This window comes from Photobacterium sp. WH24, assembly GCF_019204055.1.
GTDB lineage: Bacteria > Pseudomonadota > Gammaproteobacteria > Enterobacterales > Vibrionaceae > Photobacterium > Photobacterium arenosum.
Window position 1 is genome coordinate 212,896 of record NZ_JAGSOZ010000005.1, and the last position, 18,268, is coordinate 231,163.

At 53.4% G+C, this 18,268-nt stretch carries 17 protein-coding genes; 13 read left to right on the forward strand and 4 right to left on the reverse strand.

The features are described from left to right. The first annotated feature begins 397 nt into the window (after positions 1-397). The 12 genes from KCG43_RS08545 (at position 398) to mgtE (ending at position 9,871) form a co-directional block, all read left to right on the forward strand. Positions 398-1,366: a calcium/sodium antiporter gene (locus KCG43_RS08545; protein WP_192015843.1), complete on the forward strand. Its 969-nt coding sequence runs from the start codon at positions 398-400 to the stop codon at positions 1,364-1,366. Positions 1,367-1,380: 14 nt separating this feature from the next. Then, positions 1,381-2,352, forward strand: coding sequence for an arabinose-5-phosphate isomerase KdsD (kdsD, locus tag KCG43_RS08550; protein ID WP_192015844.1), 972 nt, complete (start codon positions 1,381-1,383; stop codon positions 2,350-2,352). After that, entirely contained in the window at positions 2,352-2,912 is a 561-nt protein-coding gene (gene kdsC / locus KCG43_RS08555) for a 3-deoxy-manno-octulosonate-8-phosphatase KdsC (RefSeq protein ID WP_218384352.1), read from the forward strand. The genes kdsD and kdsC overlap by 1 nt, the downstream gene beginning before the upstream one ends. Next, the gene (gene lptC / locus KCG43_RS08560; RefSeq protein WP_192015846.1) at positions 2,909-3,472 is read left to right on the forward strand and encodes an LPS export ABC transporter periplasmic protein LptC; all 564 of its coding nucleotides are present in this window, start codon (positions 2,909-2,911) and stop codon (positions 3,470-3,472) included. Before kdsC ends, lptC begins: the two co-directional genes overlap by 4 nt. Then, positions 3,453-3,953, forward strand: coding sequence for a lipopolysaccharide transport periplasmic protein LptA (lptA, locus tag KCG43_RS08565; RefSeq protein WP_192015847.1), 501 nt, complete (start codon positions 3,453-3,455; stop codon positions 3,951-3,953). Before lptC ends, lptA begins: the two co-directional genes overlap by 20 nt. Before the next feature lie 12 nt (positions 3,954-3,965). Then, complete coding sequence (gene lptB / locus KCG43_RS08570; RefSeq protein WP_027253712.1) at positions 3,966-4,691, forward strand: LPS export ABC transporter ATP-binding protein; 726 nt, start codon at positions 3,966-3,968, stop codon at positions 4,689-4,691. Positions 4,692-4,854: 163 nt separating this feature from the next. After that, positions 4,855-6,297, forward strand: a complete 1,443-nt coding sequence (locus tag KCG43_RS08575; RefSeq protein ID WP_370630676.1) for an RNA polymerase factor sigma-54 — start codon at positions 4,855-4,857, stop codon at positions 6,295-6,297. 28 nt (positions 6,298-6,325) lie between these two features. Continuing rightward, positions 6,326-6,613: a ribosome hibernation promoting factor gene (gene hpf, locus KCG43_RS08580; RefSeq protein ID WP_027253714.1), complete on the forward strand. Its 288-nt coding sequence runs from the start codon at positions 6,326-6,328 to the stop codon at positions 6,611-6,613. A gap of 1 nt (position 6,614) precedes the next feature. Further along, on the forward strand, positions 6,615-7,067 hold the full coding sequence (gene ptsN, locus KCG43_RS08585; protein WP_192015849.1) for a PTS IIA-like nitrogen regulatory protein PtsN: 453 nt from the start codon (positions 6,615-6,617) through the stop codon (positions 7,065-7,067). A 22-nt stretch (positions 7,068-7,089) separates the two neighbouring features. Beyond that, positions 7,090-7,953, forward strand: coding sequence for an RNase adapter RapZ (gene rapZ, locus KCG43_RS08590; protein ID WP_192015850.1), 864 nt, complete (start codon positions 7,090-7,092; stop codon positions 7,951-7,953). 2 nt (positions 7,954-7,955) lie between these two features. Then, positions 7,956-8,231 carry an HPr family phosphocarrier protein gene (locus tag KCG43_RS08595; protein ID WP_192015851.1) on the forward strand — a complete coding sequence of 92 codons (276 nt, stop codon included), beginning with the start codon at positions 7,956-7,958 and terminating at the stop codon, positions 8,229-8,231. Between the two features lie 281 nt (positions 8,232-8,512). After that, positions 8,513-9,871, forward strand: coding sequence for a magnesium transporter (mgtE, locus tag KCG43_RS08600; RefSeq protein WP_192015852.1), 1,359 nt, complete (start codon positions 8,513-8,515; stop codon positions 9,869-9,871). Positions 9,872-9,938: 67 nt separating this feature from the next. Here the strand turns inward: mgtE and pmbA are convergent, their stop codons facing one another. Beyond that, complete coding sequence (gene pmbA, locus KCG43_RS08605; protein WP_192015853.1) at positions 9,939-11,282, reverse strand: metalloprotease PmbA; 1,344 nt, start codon at positions 11,280-11,282, stop codon at positions 9,939-9,941. Positions 11,283-11,399: 117 nt separating this feature from the next. On the opposite strand from pmbA, the gene yjgA reads away from it, so the two are divergent. Continuing rightward, a complete protein-coding gene (gene yjgA, locus KCG43_RS08610; protein WP_192015854.1) occupies positions 11,400-11,924 on the forward strand; it encodes a ribosome biogenesis factor YjgA in 525 nt (174 codons plus the stop codon). Positions 11,925-11,994: 70 nt separating this feature from the next. On the opposite strand, the gene tldD is transcribed toward yjgA, so the two are convergent. The 3 genes from tldD to KCG43_RS08625 all read right to left on the reverse strand — a co-directional run bounded on the left by tldD (position 11,995) and on the right by KCG43_RS08625 (position 18,266). Then, entirely contained in the window at positions 11,995-13,440 is a 1,446-nt protein-coding gene (gene tldD, locus KCG43_RS08615) for a metalloprotease TldD (protein ID WP_192015855.1), read from the reverse strand. A 4-nt stretch (positions 13,441-13,444) separates the two neighbouring features. Next, complete coding sequence (locus KCG43_RS08620) at positions 13,445-14,275, reverse strand: carbon-nitrogen hydrolase family protein (RefSeq protein WP_192015856.1); 831 nt, start codon at positions 14,273-14,275, stop codon at positions 13,445-13,447. 82 nt (positions 14,276-14,357) lie between these two features. Next, on the reverse strand, positions 14,358-18,266 hold the full coding sequence (locus KCG43_RS08625; RefSeq protein ID WP_370630672.1) for a YhdP family protein: 3,909 nt from the start codon (positions 18,264-18,266) through the stop codon (positions 14,358-14,360). Positions 18,267-18,268: the final 2 nt, after the last annotated feature.

Sequence of the window (18,268 nt, forward strand, 5' to 3'; positions counted from 1 at the left end):
TCAGTGATTCATCCGGAATGCACGTCGATACAAGCATAATTGAATGTAATTAATTAGTTATATTGCATGTGGTTGATCATAGGTAGATTCCCTGACCAACTCAAGGTAATACCTGTCAGCTCGTTGTGATTTTTCGTTCTTGGCCGTTGCCCGAATAGCACAGACCCGTTCAGGTTATGAATCTTGTTTTTTATAACATAAAAGTCCTGAATGAAACCAATCCCGCTGTGTATTCAGTGCCATAAACACACTCACTTTGCATCAGTGGCCTATTTCCCATATAAAGATCACAGCCCCAAAAGCAAATACTCTCGGCTTTTCCTTCCATTTTCGTCAGTGAAACGTCAAAATTACCCCCTTAAAAACCAGCTCATTGAAAAATCTATAAGGGTTTATAATGCTTGAAGCCATCTTGTTACTCGGTATCGGACTTACGTTACTGGTATGGAGTGCGGATCGACTTGTGTTTGGAGCAGCAGCCTTAGCAAGGAATTTAGGGGTTGCCCCGCTCATTATCGGTATGACCATATTGGCGATGGGCTCTTCCGCCCCGGAAATGATGGTCTCTGCCACTGCCGCACTGGCGGGAAAAACTGACACTGCCGTCGGTAACGTACTGGGTTCAAACATTGCAAATATTGCGTTAATCCTGGGGTTAACCGCCCTTATCAAGCCTTTATCCATCAGTTCCGGCATCATTCGCCGTGAACTCCCGCTGATGATGGTGGTCACACTGATTGCCGGTGTACTGCTGTGGGACAGTTATTTAGGCTTTTTTGAAGGCGTCTTACTGGTTGTTCTGTTTGTTATTTTCATTCTGGCAATGCTGAAGATCAGCCGCAGCGGAAATAATGGCGCTCAAGACATACTGCTGGAAGAGCAGGAATCTGAAATTCCTCAGGGCGTCAGCAATATGGCGGCGTCAGTATGGATTGTGATTGGATTGCTATTACTGCCTTATGCGGCCAACATGCTGGTTGATTCTGCCGTGACTATTGCCAAATACTTCGGCATGAGCGATCTGGTTATCGGCCTGACGATCATTGCCGTCGGTACCAGCCTGCCGGAACTGGCGGCGTCGATTGCCAGCATCCACAAAGGCGAAGACGACATGGCCGTAGGTAACATCATCGGTTCTAATGTCTTCAATATTCTGGCTGTGATGGGGCTGCCTGGCCTGCTCAACCCTTCAGTGATCAGTCCGCTGGCAATGGGGCGTGACTTTTACGTGATGCTGGGTATCTCTGTCCTGCTGGTTCTGATGGCACTGGGCAGACGCCGTCGTATCAACCGCCTGGAAGGCTTGATTCTGATTTTATGCTTTGTCGCCTATCAGAGCTATCTGCTTTATAATATGGCGGCTTAACCGAGAGCGAAACTATGCCTGATTCCTTTGACTACGGCCAGATTGGCCGACGTGTGATTGACATTGAAGCGGAAGCCCTCAAAGGCCTGTCGCAATATATCAATGGCAGTTTCAGCGAAGCCTGTCAGCTCATCAGCCGCTGCCAGGGAAAAGTGATCGTCATGGGGATGGGAAAATCCGGCCATATCGGCTGTAAGATTGCCGCCACCCTTGCCAGCACTGGCACTCCGGCATTTTTTGTCCACCCAGGAGAAGCCAGTCACGGTGATCTGGGCATGCTGGATAAGCGTGATATCGTGCTGGCCATTTCCAATTCCGGTGAAGCCGGTGAAATCCTGACGCTATTGCCTGTGATTAAACGCCAGGGCATTGCTTTAATCAGCATGACAGGCAAACCCGAATCCACCATGGCACGGCTGGCTCAGGTGCATTTGCAAATCACGGTCAATCAGGAAGCCTGCCCGCTGAACCTGGCCCCCACCTCCAGTACCACGGCCACCCTGGCCATGGGGGATGCGCTGGCCATTGCGCTGATGGAAGCGCGCGGTTTTACTGCTGACGATTTTGCTCTCTCTCACCCCGGCGGCGCGCTGGGTCGTAAGTTGCTGCTGCGTATTGCCGATGTGATGCACAGCGGTGAGCGCCTGCCCGTTATCCATCAGGATGCCAGCATAAAAGATGCCCTGCTCGAAGTCTCCCGCCAGGGACTGGGTATGACGGCCATCGTTGACGATAACCAAATGTTAAGCGGCATCTTTACCGATGGTGACCTTCGCCGCTTGCTCGATAAACGCATTGATATCCATCAGACGCGTATAGGTGAAGTCATGTCTGCGAATCCGGCAACCATTTCCTCTCAGGTACTGGCCGCTGAAGGGCTTAAACTGATGGAAGAAAGAAAAATTAACGGCCTGCTGGTTGTCGATGACCAACGGCTGGTAGGTGCTCTGAATATGCATGATCTGCTCAGAGCCGGAGTAATGTAATGACAACAGCAATGCAATCCACCCTGTACGGCCCGGTCCCGCAGCATCTTTTTCAGCAGGCAAAAAACATACGTCTGCTGATCTGCGATGTTGATGGCGTGTTTTCCGATGGCCGTATTTACATGGGTAACAATGGCGAAGAACTGAAAACCTTCCATACCCGAGACGGCTATGGCATCAAATCTCTGATGGCCGCCGGCGTCGACGTCGCCATCATCACAGGTCGCCGCTCGCAGATTGTTGAAAACCGCATGTCGGCACTGGGTATCCAGCATATCTATCAGGGCCAGGACAACAAACTGGCAGCCTATCTGGATATCGTTAATAAACTGGGTATTGCGGCTGAATATACGGCCTATATCGGCGATGACCTCATTGACTGGCCAGTGATGGCCGAAGTGGGGCTGTCCGTTTGCGTCGCCGATGGCCACCCGCTGCTGTCACAGCGTGCCGATCTGACCACCCGCATCAAAGGCGGCTATGGCGCGGTACGGGAAGTCTGCGATCTGATACTTGAGGCGCGCGGCGAATTGGATCAGCATAAGGGCCTGAGTATATGACGTTAAACCGGCTATTCTGTGTGGTGCTGGCCATACTGTGTGCATGGACCGGTTACTACCTGCTGCAAAAGCACTGGCAGCAGGACACGCTGACCGCACCCGATAACGAAAAGCCGATCTTTACCGGTACCGGGGTGAAAAATACCTCGTACAACGAAGCGGGTATTCGCAGCTACCGCATCGAATCAGACACGCTGGAGTATTACAACCTCAGTGGTAATACCGAATTCCAGCAACCTGTGATTTGGGTATACAAAGAAGGTACAGAAAGTGAATGGCGCATCAGTGCAAATCACGCCACACTAGATAAAGAACACATTCTGCAGATGTCTGGTAATGTGCGGATCTTCAATCTGTTACCTGACTCCGCCATTAATGCGATAAAAACAGATACACTGCGATTAGATTTAATCAGCAAAGATTTCGACACCCCCGATCCGGTCACTATTACCGGCAGTGCCTTTCAGAATGAAGGTATTGGGATGAAAGGGAACATGGAACGCAGTGTGGCGACCCTGATGAATAATGTGAAAGGTAGATATGAAGCTTTGCAAAATTAGCGCCCTGCTGTGCCTGATAGTCAGCACCTCTGGCTGGGCATTAAGCAACGATACCGAGCAGCCGATATATATCAACTCGGACAGCCAGGAGTTGGACATCCAGAAAAATGTGGTGACCTTTACCGGCAACGTCTCGCTGCGTCAGGGCAGTATTGATATCCGGGCCGACAAAATCATTGTCACGCGCCAGACTCAGAATGGCGATCAGCAAACCATAGATGCCTATGGTTCTCCGGCCACGTTTTATCAGAAGATGGATGACGGCAAACCGATCAACGGCTCTGCCATGCAAATGCGCTATGAAACGGCAAGCGAATTTCTCAAGATGACAGACAAAGCCGTGCTGATTCAGGAAGGCAGCGAAATTAAGGGCAAAACCATCAGTTACAAAATTGATGAGCAGAAGCTGGTGGCAACCAGTGGTGATCAACAGCGCGTGACCACCATACTGCAGCCGAACCAGATCAAACAAAAACAATAAATAAGAGAACGAATGTCAAAGTTAACCGCAACCCATCTGGCGAAAAGCTATAACGGCCGCAAAGTCGTTTCCGATGTCAGCCTGGAAGTGGAATCTGGCAAGATTGTCGGTCTGCTTGGCCCGAACGGTGCCGGCAAAACCACGTCGTTTTATATGATTGTCGGTCTGGTCGCCCGTGATGAAGGCCAGATCACCATAGACGGCCACGACATCAGCCTGCAGCCGATGCATAACCGTGCCCGTATGGGGATTGGCTATCTGCCTCAGGAAGCGTCTATCTTCCGCAAGCTGAGTGTACATGACAACCTGATGGCGGTTTTGCAGACCCGCTCCGATCTGAGCAAAGCCGAACGCCAGGACAAGCTTGAGGAACTGCTGGATGAGTTCCATATTCAGCATATTCGCAACAGTCAGGGCATGGCATTGTCAGGCGGTGAGCGGCGCCGGGTAGAGATAGCCCGCGCACTGGCGGCAAACCCTAAGTTTATTTTGCTGGATGAACCCTTTGCCGGGGTCGATCCCATTTCGGTGATCGACATTAAGAAGATCATCGAACACCTCAGAGATCGCGGTCTTGGCGTGTTAATCACAGACCACAATGTGCGGGAAACACTGGACGTTTGCGAGCACGCATATATCGTCAGCCAGGGACAGCTGATTGCTCACGGTACACCGTCTGATGTTCTCAATGATGAACACGTGAAACGCGTCTATCTGGGAGACCAGTTCCGTCTATAGTTATAGATAAAAGGACACAACCGAGGTAAGCTGCCAAGGCTGGTCGAAGGTTTTGATTCGACTGGCCTAAAGACCCCAAAACAAGCGATTCATACAATAATCACAAGGTGTCTGTACACGCATGAAAACTTCGCTCCAGCTCAAGCTTGGCCAACAATTGGCAATGACGCCGCAACTGCAACAGGCCATTCGTCTGCTGCAACTTTCTACCCTGGATCTGCAACAGGAAATCCAGGAGGCCTTAGATGCCAACCCCCTGCTGGAGCTTGACGAAAGCCACCCGGATGGCGACACCCCGTCATCTGATGCTGAGGACGTTCACACCGACGGCAAAAACGATGCCGCAGAGCAATATGAGGACATCAGCAGCGATTCCTTCGATACCTCAGATGTCATTGAACAAAGGGAAATGCCGGCCGAGCTGCCCGTTGATACCACCTGGGATGATGTCTACAGCGCCGGTACCGGCAGTGCCGGGATTGCACCGGATGACGACATGCCTGTCTATCAGGGCGAAACCACAGAAACCCTGCAGGATTACCTGATGTGGCAGCTGGAGCTGACACCGTTCAGCGACACCGACCGCGCGATTGCTTTTGCCATCATTGATGCCGTTGACGAGAAAGGCTATCTCACCAGCACCTGCGACGATATTCTGGAAAGCATGGGCGATGAAAACGTCGAACTCGATGAAGTCGAAGCCGTCCTCAAACGCGTCCAGCAATTTGATCCACTGGGCGTGGCGTCACGCGATCTGCGCGAGTGCCTGCTGCTACAACTGGCCACTTACCCGGAAGATACGCCCTGGCTGAGTGAAGCGAAAATGGTGCTGATTGAGCACCTGGATTTACTGGGTAACCGCGACTATCGCCAGCTGATGCGCGACACTAAGCTCAAAGAAGATGAGCTGAAAAATGTCATGGCGCTGATTCACACGCTTGAGCCCCGTCCGGGCAACCGCGTGGTGGCCTCGGAAACCGAGTACGTCATTCCTGACGTTTCTGTGTTCAAAGATAAAGGCAAATGGGTGGTGACTATCAACCCGGACAGTGTGCCGCGCCTTCGCGTCAACGAACAATACGCCGCGATGAGCAAACAAACGCGCAACAGTGCCGACAGCCAGTTTATCCGTAGCCACCTTCAGGATGCCAAATGGCTGATCAAAAGCCTGGAGAGCCGCAATGATACCCTGCTGAAAGTGGCCCGCTGCATTGTTGAACATCAGCAAGATTTTTTTGAATACGGTGAGGAAGCCATGAAGCCTATGGTCCTCAACGATATTGCCCTGGCCGTTGAAATGCACGAATCAACGATCTCCCGGGTGACCACCCAGAAGTTTATGCATACCCCACGCGGTATTTTTGAGTTGAAGTACTTCTTCTCAAGCCATGTCAGTACGGATAACGGCGGAGAATGCTCCTCCACGGCTATTCGCGCGCTGGTGAAGAAATTGGTTGCGGCCGAAAATCAGGCCAAACCCTTGAGTGATAGCAAAATTGCGACATTACTGGCGGATCAAGGCATCATGGTGGCTAGACGCACAATAGCCAAATACCGTGAATCGCTGGGGATCCCGCCGTCAAGCCAAAGAAAGCGCCTGCTCTGATTGCCGGCGATTAAGGAGGAAGATGTCTATGCAAATTAATCTCACTGGTCACCACATTGAAATTACCCCAGCCCTGCGTGAGTATGTGACAACAAAGTTCGATAAGCTGGAACGCTTTTTCGACAAAATTAATAACGTGCATGTTGTTCTGAATGTAGAAAAAATGCAGCAGATTGCCGAGGCAACACTGCACATTAACGCTGGAGAAATCCACGCGAAAGCAGATTCTGAAAATATGTATGCGGCAATTGATCAATTAACTGATAAACTGGTCCGTCAACTGAACAAACATAAAGACAAACTCAATAGTCATTAACATGCAACTGAGTCGAGTATTAAGCTTGGACTGCACCAAGAGTGCAGTCCACTGCTCCAGTAAAAAACGTGCGCTGGAAATCATCAGCGAAATTGCTGGCCAACATTTAAACCAGAACCCTCAACCACTGTTCGAGTGTATGCTCAACCGTGAAAAAATGGGGAGTACAGGTATTGGTAATGGTATTGCCATTCCTCATGGTCGTGTCACCGACAGCGAACAAGCGATTGCGGTGCTGATCCAGTGTCAGCAACCTATCCAGTTCGATGCGATTGACAATCAACCCGTCGATCTGCTTTTTGCGCTTCTGGTGCCCGATGCCCAGTGCAAAGAACACCTGAAGACGCTGTCCGGCATGGCAGAAAAACTCAGCGATAAAGCGGTTCTCAAGCAGCTCAGAGCTGCCAAAAGCGATGAAGAGCTTTACCAGATCATGACCTCAGAGCCGTCATAACAGCCATCAGGAAGGGTTTGTCATGAAATTGATGATAGTCAGCGGCCGCTCAGGCTCAGGTAAATCAGTGGCGCTCAGGGTACTGGAAGATCTCGGCTATTACTGTGTCGATAATCTACCGGTACATCTGCTTTCTGATCTTATCCAAACCCTGGATCCTCATACCCAGAAAGTGGCGGTCAGTGTTGATGTCCGTAACATGCCGGCCGATCATGACATTACCAGCTCAGCCCTCGAAGCCGTCCGTCAGCAGGCTGATGTCAACCTTCTGTTTCTTGATGCCGATGACAACACCCTGGTCAAACGCTACAGCGAAACCCGGCGATTGCATCCGCTCTCACGGCAGAATATGAGCCTGGAAGAAGCAATTCAGGCCGAAAGCGCCTGGCTGGCAAATCTGAAAGAAGCCGCCGATCTGGTACTGGACACCACTCAGCTGTCTATCCATGATCTCAGTGAAACCGTGCGTGCACGAGTGCTGGGACGCCAAGCCCGCGAACTGGTAATGGTGTTCGAGTCCTTTGGCTTCAAACATGGCTTGCCGACCGATGCGGATTACGTTTTTGATGTCCGTTTCTTACCCAACCCCCACTGGGTACCTGAGCTTAAACCACAAACCGGTCTTGACACTGAAGTGCAGGACTACCTGGCGAGCCACCATGAAGTCAGCCAACTGATTTACCAGATCCGGCACTTTCTTGAAAGCTGGCTGCCTTTGCTTGAAAAAAACAACCGCAGTTACGTCACTGTTGCTATCGGCTGTACCGGCGGTCAGCACCGCTCTGTGTACGTTGCCCAGCAACTGGCTGATTATTTCCGCCAGCGGGGACAACAGGTTCAGATTCGTCACCGCACCCTGGAAAAACAAGGTCACCTGAAGCATTGAGCATGAATACTGTCAGTCGAGAATTATTCATTAAAAACCGCCTTGGTCTGCATGCCAGGGCAGCAATTAAACTGGTCGAACTGGCACAGAGTTTTGACGCTATTATCACTGTCACCAACCAAGACAAGTCCGCAACCGCCGACAGTGTGATGGGATTATTGATGCTGGAGTCTGCACAAGGCCAGAAGATCATCGTCAGCGCCGAAGGGGGCGACGCCAGCGTCGCACTGGAAGCGGTCGCCTCGCTGATCGAAAACGGTTTTGATGAAGACAACTGATACCCGCCCGGGTGCTCAATCGTCAGCCTGCTGAAAGGATCTGCCCCTATCTTGCCTGTATCCGTCCCGATCAACGACAAAACACCCGGCAACCGACGATAAATCACCGTTTTTGTACCTCAGCCTCCCTTTCTTACAGCCAAGTGAAATCTTAGCAAGATCTCAGATCCAGTGAGACAAAGACCGCGCTATTACGTTAATATTCAGCTTATTGCGCCATTTCCCGGCTGCCGCTGTCGCAACAGAGCTGGGTGTATTCACGAAGCAAGGTAGTTCTCTCTATGGCGGACATTTTCGAGCAAGATCAAACCCACCAGACACTGCAGCAGGTTAACCAGGCCCTGGATCGAGGGATGTTCGTTCACGTCCGGCGAATGTTGCAGGATATGGAGCCTGAGGATATCGCCCACCTGCTTGAAGCCTGCCCGCCGAAAGAGCGCCAGGTGCTGTGGCAACTGACCGATCCTGAGGAGCAGGGTGAGATCCTCGACGAACTGTCTGAAGATGTAAAAGACGGTATCGTGGCCATGATGGCGCCGGAAAAACTGGCGGCCGTCACTGAAGGCATGGAAAGTGATGACGTGGCTTACGTGCTGCGCAGCCTGCCTGACAGCCGTTTCCGTGAAGTACTGGCACAAATGGATGCCGCTGATCGCCATCGCGTCGAGCTGGCGATGGCTTATCCGGAGGAAAGCGCTGGCGGTATCATGAGTACCGACTTCGTGACCATCCGCGGCGATGTCACCGCCGATGTGGTCCTGCGCTATCTGCGCATGCGGGGCGAGCTTCCTGAAGCCACAGATACGCTCTATGTGGTTGACGAACACAATGTACTGATTGGCCACCTTTCGCTGGCCACGCTGATCACCACTCAGCCTGACGTACAAATTCATGAGGTGATGGACGATCCGGATGAAGCCATCAATGTCGAGATGGACGACAGTGAAGTGGCCAATCTGTTTGAGCGCCGTAACTGGCTCTCGGCGCCTGTGGTCGATGCCGGCAACCAGCTGGTTGGCCGGATCACCATTGATGATGTGGTCGATATAATCCGGGAAGATGCCGAACACTCCATGATGAGTATGGCCGGTATGGACGACGATGAAGACACCTTTGCGCCTGTCATGAAATCCGCCCGCCGGCGCAGCATCTGGCTGGGTGTGAATGTCCTGGCCGCGCTGGCCGCCGCCTCTGTCTCCAACATGTTTGAAGACACGCTCGATAAAATGGCCGCCATCGCCGTTCTGATGACGATAGTGCCCTCCATGGGCGGGGTTGCCGGCAACCAGACTGTGGCACTGGTGATTCGCGGTCTGGCGGTCGGTCATATCGGCGATTCCAACACCCGCTGGCTGCTCAGCAAAGAAGCCCGGGTAGGCTTAATAAATGGCCTCTTGTGGGCCGGGATCATTGGTGGCGTGGTGGTTCTGTGGAAAGGCAACCTGATGCTCGGCGCGATTATCGCCGGTGCTATGCTGACCAACCTGCTGATCGCCGGTATCGCGGGGGTCGGGGTGCCTATTATTTTGAAGAAACTCAATGTCGACCCGGCGCTCGCGGGCGGCATGGCGTTAACGACCATTACCGATATCATCGGCCTGTCTGTGTTTCTCGGCTTGGCAACTGTATTTCTCACCTGATAAGGCACAAACAAAAAAGGTCTGGCACGAGCCAGACCTTTTTTTATCTCTCACACTCGGTGAGTAATTACTCACCGGCAATTTTCATCGATTCCAGCAGCATGGAGCCGGTCTGAATCTGGCTGCGGGTTTCAGTGTCTGTCCCGATAGCCACTATGTTTGCCATCATGTCTTTCAGATTTCCGGCAATGGTTACTTCACTGACCGGGTATTGGATCACGCCATTTTCAACCCAGAAACCGGCAGCACCGCGGGAGTAATCACCGGTCACGATATTCACGCCCTGCCCCATCAGCTCTGTGACCAGGAACCCGGTACCCAGTTTGCGCAGCATGGCATTGAAATCTTCACCGGTACTGGATACCTGCCAGTTGTGGATACCACCGGCATGGCCGGTTGGTTGACGCCCCAGCTTACGGGCAGCATAACTGGTCATCAGATAGGTTTTCAGTACCCCGTCCTGAATGATTTCCCTGTCATGGGTTGCCAGACCTTCGCTGTCAAATGGTGTACTGGCCAGGCCGCGCAGCAGGTGCGGACGCTCGCTGATGTTAAGCCAGGACGGAAAGATCTGCTCATCAAGCATATCCAGCAGGAAAGTCGACTTACGGTATAAATTCGACCCGCTGATCCCCATCACCAGATGGCCGAACAGGCCGGTCGCAACATCAGAGGCAAACATCACAGGAGCCTGACGGGTAGATAGCTTCTGCGGGTCAATCCGGCTGACAGTCCGTTCTGCCGCCAGCTGACCGACTTTCTCAGGCGTCCACAAGTCGCTGGTACGCCGGGCCAGGGTATAACTGTAGTCGCGCTCCATGTCGCCATTCTTGCCCTCGGCAATCACGCAACAGCTGATACTGTGGCGACTACTCGGGTAGCTGGCCAGCATACCGTGCGTATTACCATATACCCGGATACCATAGTGACTGTCGTAGCTGGCACCGTCACTCTGCTTGATACGGCTGTCAGCATCCAGCGCAGCCTGCTCGGCGGCAATCGCGATAGAAGCGGCATGATCCGGCTCAGGTTCATCCGGGTAGAAAAGATCCAGATCCGGGATGTTTTTGGCCATCAGCTCAGCCGGTCCCGGCCCACCGTAGGGATCTTCCGAGGTATGGCGTGCGATTTCCAGCGCCGCTGCCACGGTTTGTGCAATCGCCGCTTCACTCAAATCTGAAGTTGACGCACTGCCCTTGCGCTGGCCGCGGTAGACGGTAATCCCCATCGCACCATCGCTGTTAAATTCGACATTCTCAACCTCACACAAGTGGGTAGAGACACTGATCCCTGTGGATTTATTAATCGCCACTTCGGCAGCATCAGCCTGCTGGCCGGCAAGCTCAAGAGCACGGGCGACCGCCTGTTCCAGCTCGCTACGCTGCTGGGCGACTTGTTGTTTCACATCCATAGTCATACTTTATTTACACGGTTTCCCCTAAGGATAACACTCAAGGCAATTAAAATGCGCCCAAATTCAACTTGAAACTGATAAAATAGAGACATTGAAGTCTGTCATGAGCCTGATATGAGCCGTAAAAATAAAAAAGCCCCATGGGAAGAGGAAGAAGAAATCATCTGGGTGAGTAAATCCGAGATGAAACGTGACATGGAAGCCCTGCAAAAGCTGGGCGAAGAGCTGGTCAAGCTCAAACCCGGTGCATTAGCGAAAATCCCGCTGAGCGACGAGCTTCGTATGGCAATCAAAGACGCCCAGCGATTTAAGCAGGAAGCTTACCGCCGCCAGCTGCAGTTTATCGGTAAACAGATGCGCAACATTGAGCTAGAACCAATTCAGGCTGCACTGGACAAGCTGAATAATAAACATGCCCAGGTAACGGCTCAGCTGCACAAGCTGGAGTCTTTACGTGACCGCATGATTGATGACGGCGATAGCGTGATCAATGAAGTGATGGAGGCCCATCCGGATGCTGACCGCCAGCAACTGCGTCAGCTGGTGCGCATGGCCGTTAAAGAAAAAGCCGCCAACAAGCCGGCCAAAGCCTACCGCGAAATCTTTCAGGTACTGAAAGCGCTCTACATCAAAGACTGATCAGCGCTCAATGATCAAAAATGCCAGCAAACGCTGGCATTTTTATTGGCCTCAGTCAGCACAGATGCACTTACTGAGTGCCGCCGACTGTCATCGACGCCAGCTTCAGGGTTGGCTGCCCGACACCAACAGGTACGCTTTGCCCTGCTTTGCCGCAGACGCCCACCCCACGGTCAAGTTCCAGATCGTTACCCACCATAGAGACTTTCTGCATCGCTTCAATGCCGCTGCCGATTAAGGTCGCGCCTTTAATCGGACGGGTAATTTTACCCTTTTCGATCAGGTAAGCTTCCGACGCTGAGAACACAAATTTACCGGACGTAATGTCGACCTGACCGCCGCCAAAATTCGGGGCGTAGATCCCGTTCTCGACACTGGCGATGATCTCTTCCGGCGTATGTTCGCCCGGCAGCATGTAAGTATTGGTCATACGGGGCATAGGCAGGTGCGCATAAGACTCACGACGGCCATTACCGGTTGGCGCTACACCCATCAGGCGGGCATTGAGCTTATCTTGCATGTAGCCTTTGAGCTTGCCGCCTTCCACCAGCACATTGTACTGGCCCTGGGTGCCTTCATCATCAATGCTCAGCGAGCCGCGCCGATCTGCCAGAGTGCCGTCATCCACTATGGTACACAGGCTTGAGGTCACCTGCTGCCCCATCTGGCCCGAGAACATAGAAGATCCTTTGCGGTTGAAATCGCCTTCCAGACCATGACCAACGGCTTCATGCAGCAAGACGCCCGGCCAGCCTGCACCGAGTACCACTGGCATAGTACCGGCAGGAGCCGGATCGGCATCTATGTTGACCAGTGCCTGGCGCAAGGCTTCGTCAGCATATTGCAAGGCGACTGACTTGCCGTCGTTTTCAGTCATAAAGTACTGATAACCGAACCGGCCACCGCCGCCCGCACTGCCGCTTTCGCGTTTGCCGTTCTTCTCGATCAGCACGCTGACAGAAAAACGCACCAAGGGACGAATATCTGCCGCATAGGTGCCGTCTATCGCGGCGACCAGCACCTGCTCATAGACACCGTTAATACTGACAGAGACTTCTTTCACCAGGGGCTCTTTGGCACGGATATAGGCATCCACTTCCTGCAGCAGGGCAATTTTTTCCTGGCGCTCCAGGCTCTCCAGCGGATTGACCCCGGCATAAACCGGCTTTACCGGCGATGAGGCAAAGGCCTGTACCTTACCAGAGCCGCCACTGCGGGCAATACCGCGCGCCGCTTTGGCACTCTGAGTCAGTGCCAGCTTACTGATTTGATCTGAGTAGGCAAAACCGGTTTTCTCACCGGATACCGCACGAACGCCCACACCACGGTCGATATTAAAGGAGCCGTCTTTGATGATACTGTCTTCCAGTACCAGTGATTCGTGCCAGCTGGACTGAAAATAAATATCGCCATAATCTACGTCCCGGGCGGCCATCAGCCCCAGAATCTGGCTGAGATCGTCACGCTCAAGCCCGGATTGGGCCAGCATGGTCTGTTCTACGGTTTCCAGCATCATTGCCTTACTCTTCTGTGTTGCACTGCTGCACCTGAAAACGGCTATGTTGCAGCAATGGCATATTCATTCGTATCTGTGCGCTCAGACCCAGATCGATATCTGCGGTGATCACACCTGTACCCTGCTCCTGGCAGGCGACGACTTGTCCCCAGGAATCGATAATCATCGAGTGGCCCCAGGTTTCCCGCCCCTGGTTATGCTCACCCCACTGCGCGGCAGCGACAATCCAGCACTGGGTTTCAATGGCGCGTGCGCGCAGCAGAATATCCCAGTGTGCTTTGCCGGTAACTTTGGTAAACGCTGCTGGCACCACTATGATATCGGCCCCCTGTGCCCGCAATGCACTGTACAGCTGTGGGAAGCGGACATCATAACAGATCGACAGTCCAATGTTGCCGAAAGGTGTTTCCACCACCTTAACCGCCTCTCCCGGCCGGAAGGTGTCTGACTCGCGATAGCTGTGGTGACGATCGGCGACTTCAACATCGAACATGTGCAATTTATCGTAATGGGCCTGCAACTGGCCCTGATCGTCGAACAGCAAGGCGGTGGTCGACATGCTGCCGTCTTCACGCCGGATAGGCATAGATCCTATCAGTAACCAGATGCCCAGCTGGCGGGACAGTGCGGCGAGCTGGCGTTGCAGCACACCCTCTCCCAGCGGTTCGGCATGTTGTTCGTAGTCAGCACGTGTACCGAAAATCAGGCAGTTTTCAGGAGTGACGATCAGTTTCGCTCCCTGCAGTTGCAGCCCCTTCAACTTCTTTTTCAGCTGTTGCAGATTCAGTTCAGGATCAGGCCCGGAATTCATCTGTACTACACCCACTCTAGCCATCACGCACTCCATTACAAATTGATTTTCTTGTTATTATTACCTCAGCTTCACCACTCAGGCAAAGCCGGAAACACCTTGCTTATTATTGCTCAACCTGCTGCTTCAGGGCGGCAGGGACCTTAAACTCACCGGTAAAGCGCGACTGTTCTGTCACTGTGGGTGACTCTATCGGGCCGCTGACGACATAGTTAATCTGGGTAAAAACATCCACCACAGGCGACAGGGCGGTCGAAATGGCAAACACGACAATGGCCGTCTGCGGTGCGACGGCAAACGCTGTCAGCACCGGGATACCGGATGTCAGATCAGGAATAAATTTCACTCTGGCATTCACTGTCTCATTAACCAGATTAGCACTTCCCTGAATGTACATATCGCCCGCCAGTGCTTTCATTTCCACATCGTCCGTTTCAAAGCGGCCATTTTCGATCCGCCCGGACCCTTTGATGTAGTCAAAAGCCAGCCCGTCATCAAACACCCCGGTAAAGTCGAGTTGCATCTTGCGCATGATAGAATCCAGGCTGAATAACCCCAGAATCCGGCCGGCACCGCCTACATCACGGATCACCCCTTTGCCGGTTTCGGTTTTGAGTTCACCGGTCAGGGTTTCACGGTGCATCGACCATGGCGCCCCCTGCCACTGAATCGAGGCGTAGCTGGTAAAGCGGGCATCCTGGATCCCGCCGGAGATCCCCAGCCGCCCCATCAGCTCAGAGCTGTCCTCACCGGCGATATCAAAGGCAACCTGTGTTTCATTCTGGTACTGATTCATAGTCCAGTGGCCATCCAGACTCAGCGACGTCGTGCCGGAATCCAGCTGCAGCTCTTCCAGAATCAGCGTCTGGGCATCGCGTCGCAACCGACCACTTAATGCGCCCAGCCGGTATCCCTGCAGCCACAAGTCTTTAACCTTGACATTCATCTGCGGCAGGTAAGCCATCATGTTACGGTCAAAATCCGTGACAGGTGGAATAGCTCGCTGCGGCACATACCTATGCTCAGCCGACAGGGTTTCCAGCGGCTTTTTATCTTCCGGTAAATTGAGGTGAAGCTGCTCCAGGTTCACCGTCAGAGGCTTATAGTCGGGCCAGAAAAGCTCGCCGCTGACTTCGCGGCTGCCGAGTACCGCATGCCACTGCGATGGCTGCTTGCGTACCGCCAAGTCCAGATTGTGCCAGTTGAGCCCAGCCAGCTTAAGCTGCTGGATGCTGGCATTGATCCGCGTAGGTAATGGCAGTTCAATACCGGTTTGTGCTGCCGGTCTGTTCCGCTGCTTGTCAATGATCTCTTGTACCAGGCTGTCCCATGCGTCGGCATCAATGCTATTGGCCTGAATACGAATCCCGTGGCCTTTTGCCGGCAGTTTGCGTCGTTCGGCCAGGCCGACTGTCAGTTCGCTGCGTACAATCCGCGGTTGTGACTGCAAGGCAATCTCAGCCCGGTACTGAGCATCCGGCACCGTGAGGCTGGCTTCCAGCCGGGAAGTATTGCCGGAAGCCGTCAGCACCGCACTGGTGGGACTTTGTGGTGTAAAAACCAACGGATAAGGCAGCTCACTGCGGATAGCAGCTAACGGCGCTTGAATAAAGACCTGATATTTCAGTCCGGTATCATGCATTACCACCCCGACATTACCCTGCCACTTGGCACTGCCGTGCAGTCTGGCCAGCAGCGGATCCTGCAAGCGCTGCTGCAGCGAGGCAACCTGCCAGAACCCGGCCAGATCCACATTGACCCGGTAACCGGCTTCGCCGTTCTCGCCGTCAAAGCTGACGGTCAGGGGCTGGCCGAGCCAGTAGCCGGTTACGCCGTCCGCCGTTATCTGGTCATTATCAAAATGAATGGTGCCTTTTACCTGGGTAAGAGGCAGCAACAGGCTTTCGATAGTCACCCGGTTACTGTCAAGACTGGCCTCTCCCTGCGCTTTCACCTCGCCGCCACTAAAGGGAATGTCCAACTGCAGCTTCGCGGCCACAGGTCCGTCAACATTCACCGCCGACAGCGCCGCCCCGACCGAGTCCACCAGTGGCGTTGCCATCATATAGTCGCGGACCTGCTCGCCTTCTGCACTGACATCAATGGCCAGTTTCAGGTGGCCATCCGGGTGCAGCCAGGCATCGCCGACGACCCGATCAGCCACAGCGTCTTTGGTCTTGGCATGGCTGGCATTGATCAGCATGCGATCATTGCGAAAACCCAGGTTCAAATCAATCTCGGTCAGCTCAGGCCAGGCGGTATCGAAACTGAAACGTCCATGCTTCAGCGGTACGCTGATTTCAAAATTTCCGTCATGGCTGGCATAAGGAAATGCAGGCAGATCGCCAAACCACAGTAACTGAGCATGATCAGACTGCCCGCCACGAATGGCGGAGGAAAGATAATCCGTCAGCTCCTGCCCCAGCGCCGGGCGAGGCAAATAACGCCAGGCTGCGCCAGCATCTTTGACTTTGGTTTCGCCGTAAAAAGACAGCCAGGAAGGAGCCGCTTTCGGAAAATCAAGCCGGAACTGTCCGTTCGCACTCAGGTGCGGTGTGATTAGCGACAGCTCATCGCTCCACACACGCCATCCCTGGCGGTCCAATTTCCAGTAGCCACGGACATCGGCCTGCTCAATCTCCATCGGTGCCTGGAAGACCTTGTCATAGTCCAGGGTTTGCTTGCCGACATTGAGCGTTATCTCACCCTGCTGCCCGTCACCGGCAATATTGGCATGCAAAGATGCAAAGGCTGGCAGATACATCCACTGCCTGTTCGAGACCCCATCCAGTTCAAATGAAAAACGAGGGAGCGCCAGTCCCTGACCGGCCAAACGGAGATCGCGTACCAAACCGGCTGGCTGAAGTGATTCAATGGCTTGTCGGCCTGTGTTGTCTTCCGGCAGCAAACTGGCTAACGGTGCCAGTCTGGCCAGATCAACACTGCTGACAGCCAGCTGCCAATGACCCTGGGACACAGTGTCTTGCGGTGATACCGGCTCAGGCACAGCCTGATCCTTTTGCTGCGGTGCCTGCCAGTTAGCGGAGAAATCAAGACGCGGCCAGGCTTTCTGATCTGTCGCCAGTACCAGTTTATGGCTATCCAGTCGCCATCCGCTGCTGGCTTCTCGCTGCTCAGGGATCAGGGACAGCATGCCACGCAGCAATGCCAGCTCGTGTTTGCGCCCGTTTTCCTGCCAGCGTACATAGGAGTCCAGAAAACGGACTTTACTGTTACTGAGCTGACCATTGTCGAGAGTCAGCCAAGCTTCCGCATTCAGCTGGCTGTCGGTGATTTTTTCCCCGCCCAGCACAGACTGGTTGAGCCAGGGGGTCATTGACAGGTTTTTCGCCCGCGCATAAATAGTGCCGGATAAATGCGGCAATCCGCGAGTGGCAGACAGATTCGCCATCACATTGAGCTGATTGAGATCGGTACCGGGAATACTGACAATACCTTCCGCCAGGTGCATGTCACCCTGGCGATCCCATTTCAGTTCTGTCACCGCCACCGGCTGACGATGACCCGCAGGCGAGCTCACTACTAGGGTCGCATCATGAAGGGAGAATGTTCCCAGCTGAACAAACAACAGCTGTTCCAGTCGGTTAACATCCAGGGGGTTATCTGCCTCAGCAGGACGGTTACTGGCCGGAAACTGGGTGAGATCCAGCGTGAGTCCGGTCAGTCTGATATCACGAAAAACCGGCTTGAGGTTAAGTACAGAACGCCACAAATCAACGTCAAAGTCGATCTCGCCGACCTGCACCATATCCTTACTGCTCTGACCGATACTGACACCGTGCAGCGCCATAACCGGGCCAAGATTATGCCAGCGCCCCTCAACCAGCTCGACGCTGATCTGCATATTGGCTTGCGCCGAGAGCCATTGCGTAATCGAAGCGCGGTAATCATTCAATTGCGGCAGCAGTAAGCGCAACGAGGTAATTAACACTGCGCCGATGACCAGCAGAGTGAGCAACGTCCATTTCAGAACGCGGGTCAGATTTATCAGCACAG

Coding starts and splice junctions, on each gene's coding strand:
- KCG43_RS08620 (WP_192015856.1), bottom strand. CDS start 14,275: ATGGCTAGAGTGGGTGTAGTACAGATGAATTCCGGGCCTGATCCTGAA.
- KCG43_RS08575 (WP_370630676.1), top strand. CDS start 4,855: ATGACGCCGCAACTGCAACAGGCCATTCGTCTGCTGCAACTTTCTACC.
- pmbA (WP_192015853.1), bottom strand. CDS start 11,282: ATGGATGTGAAACAACAAGTCGCCCAGCAGCGTAGCGAGCTGGAACAG.
- ptsN (WP_192015849.1), top strand. CDS start 6,615: ATGCAACTGAGTCGAGTATTAAGCTTGGACTGCACCAAGAGTGCAGTC.
- tldD (WP_192015855.1), bottom strand. CDS start 13,440: ATGATGCTGGAAACCGTAGAACAGACCATGCTGGCCCAATCCGGGCTT.
- KCG43_RS08545 (WP_192015843.1), top strand. CDS start 398: ATGCTTGAAGCCATCTTGTTACTCGGTATCGGACTTACGTTACTGGTA.
- hpf (WP_027253714.1), top strand. CDS start 6,326: ATGCAAATTAATCTCACTGGTCACCACATTGAAATTACCCCAGCCCTG.
- lptB (WP_027253712.1), top strand. CDS start 3,966: ATGTCAAAGTTAACCGCAACCCATCTGGCGAAAAGCTATAACGGCCGC.
- yjgA (WP_192015854.1), top strand. CDS start 11,400: ATGAGCCGTAAAAATAAAAAAGCCCCATGGGAAGAGGAAGAAGAAATC.
- kdsC (WP_218384352.1), top strand. CDS start 2,352: ATGACAACAGCAATGCAATCCACCCTGTACGGCCCGGTCCCGCAGCAT.
- KCG43_RS08595 (WP_192015851.1), top strand. CDS start 7,956: ATGAATACTGTCAGTCGAGAATTATTCATTAAAAACCGCCTTGGTCTG.
- lptA (WP_192015847.1), top strand. CDS start 3,453: ATGAAGCTTTGCAAAATTAGCGCCCTGCTGTGCCTGATAGTCAGCACC.
- rapZ (WP_192015850.1), top strand. CDS start 7,090: ATGAAATTGATGATAGTCAGCGGCCGCTCAGGCTCAGGTAAATCAGTG.
- lptC (WP_192015846.1), top strand. CDS start 2,909: ATGACGTTAAACCGGCTATTCTGTGTGGTGCTGGCCATACTGTGTGCA.
- kdsD (WP_192015844.1), top strand. CDS start 1,381: ATGCCTGATTCCTTTGACTACGGCCAGATTGGCCGACGTGTGATTGAC.
- mgtE (WP_192015852.1), top strand. CDS start 8,513: ATGGCGGACATTTTCGAGCAAGATCAAACCCACCAGACACTGCAGCAG.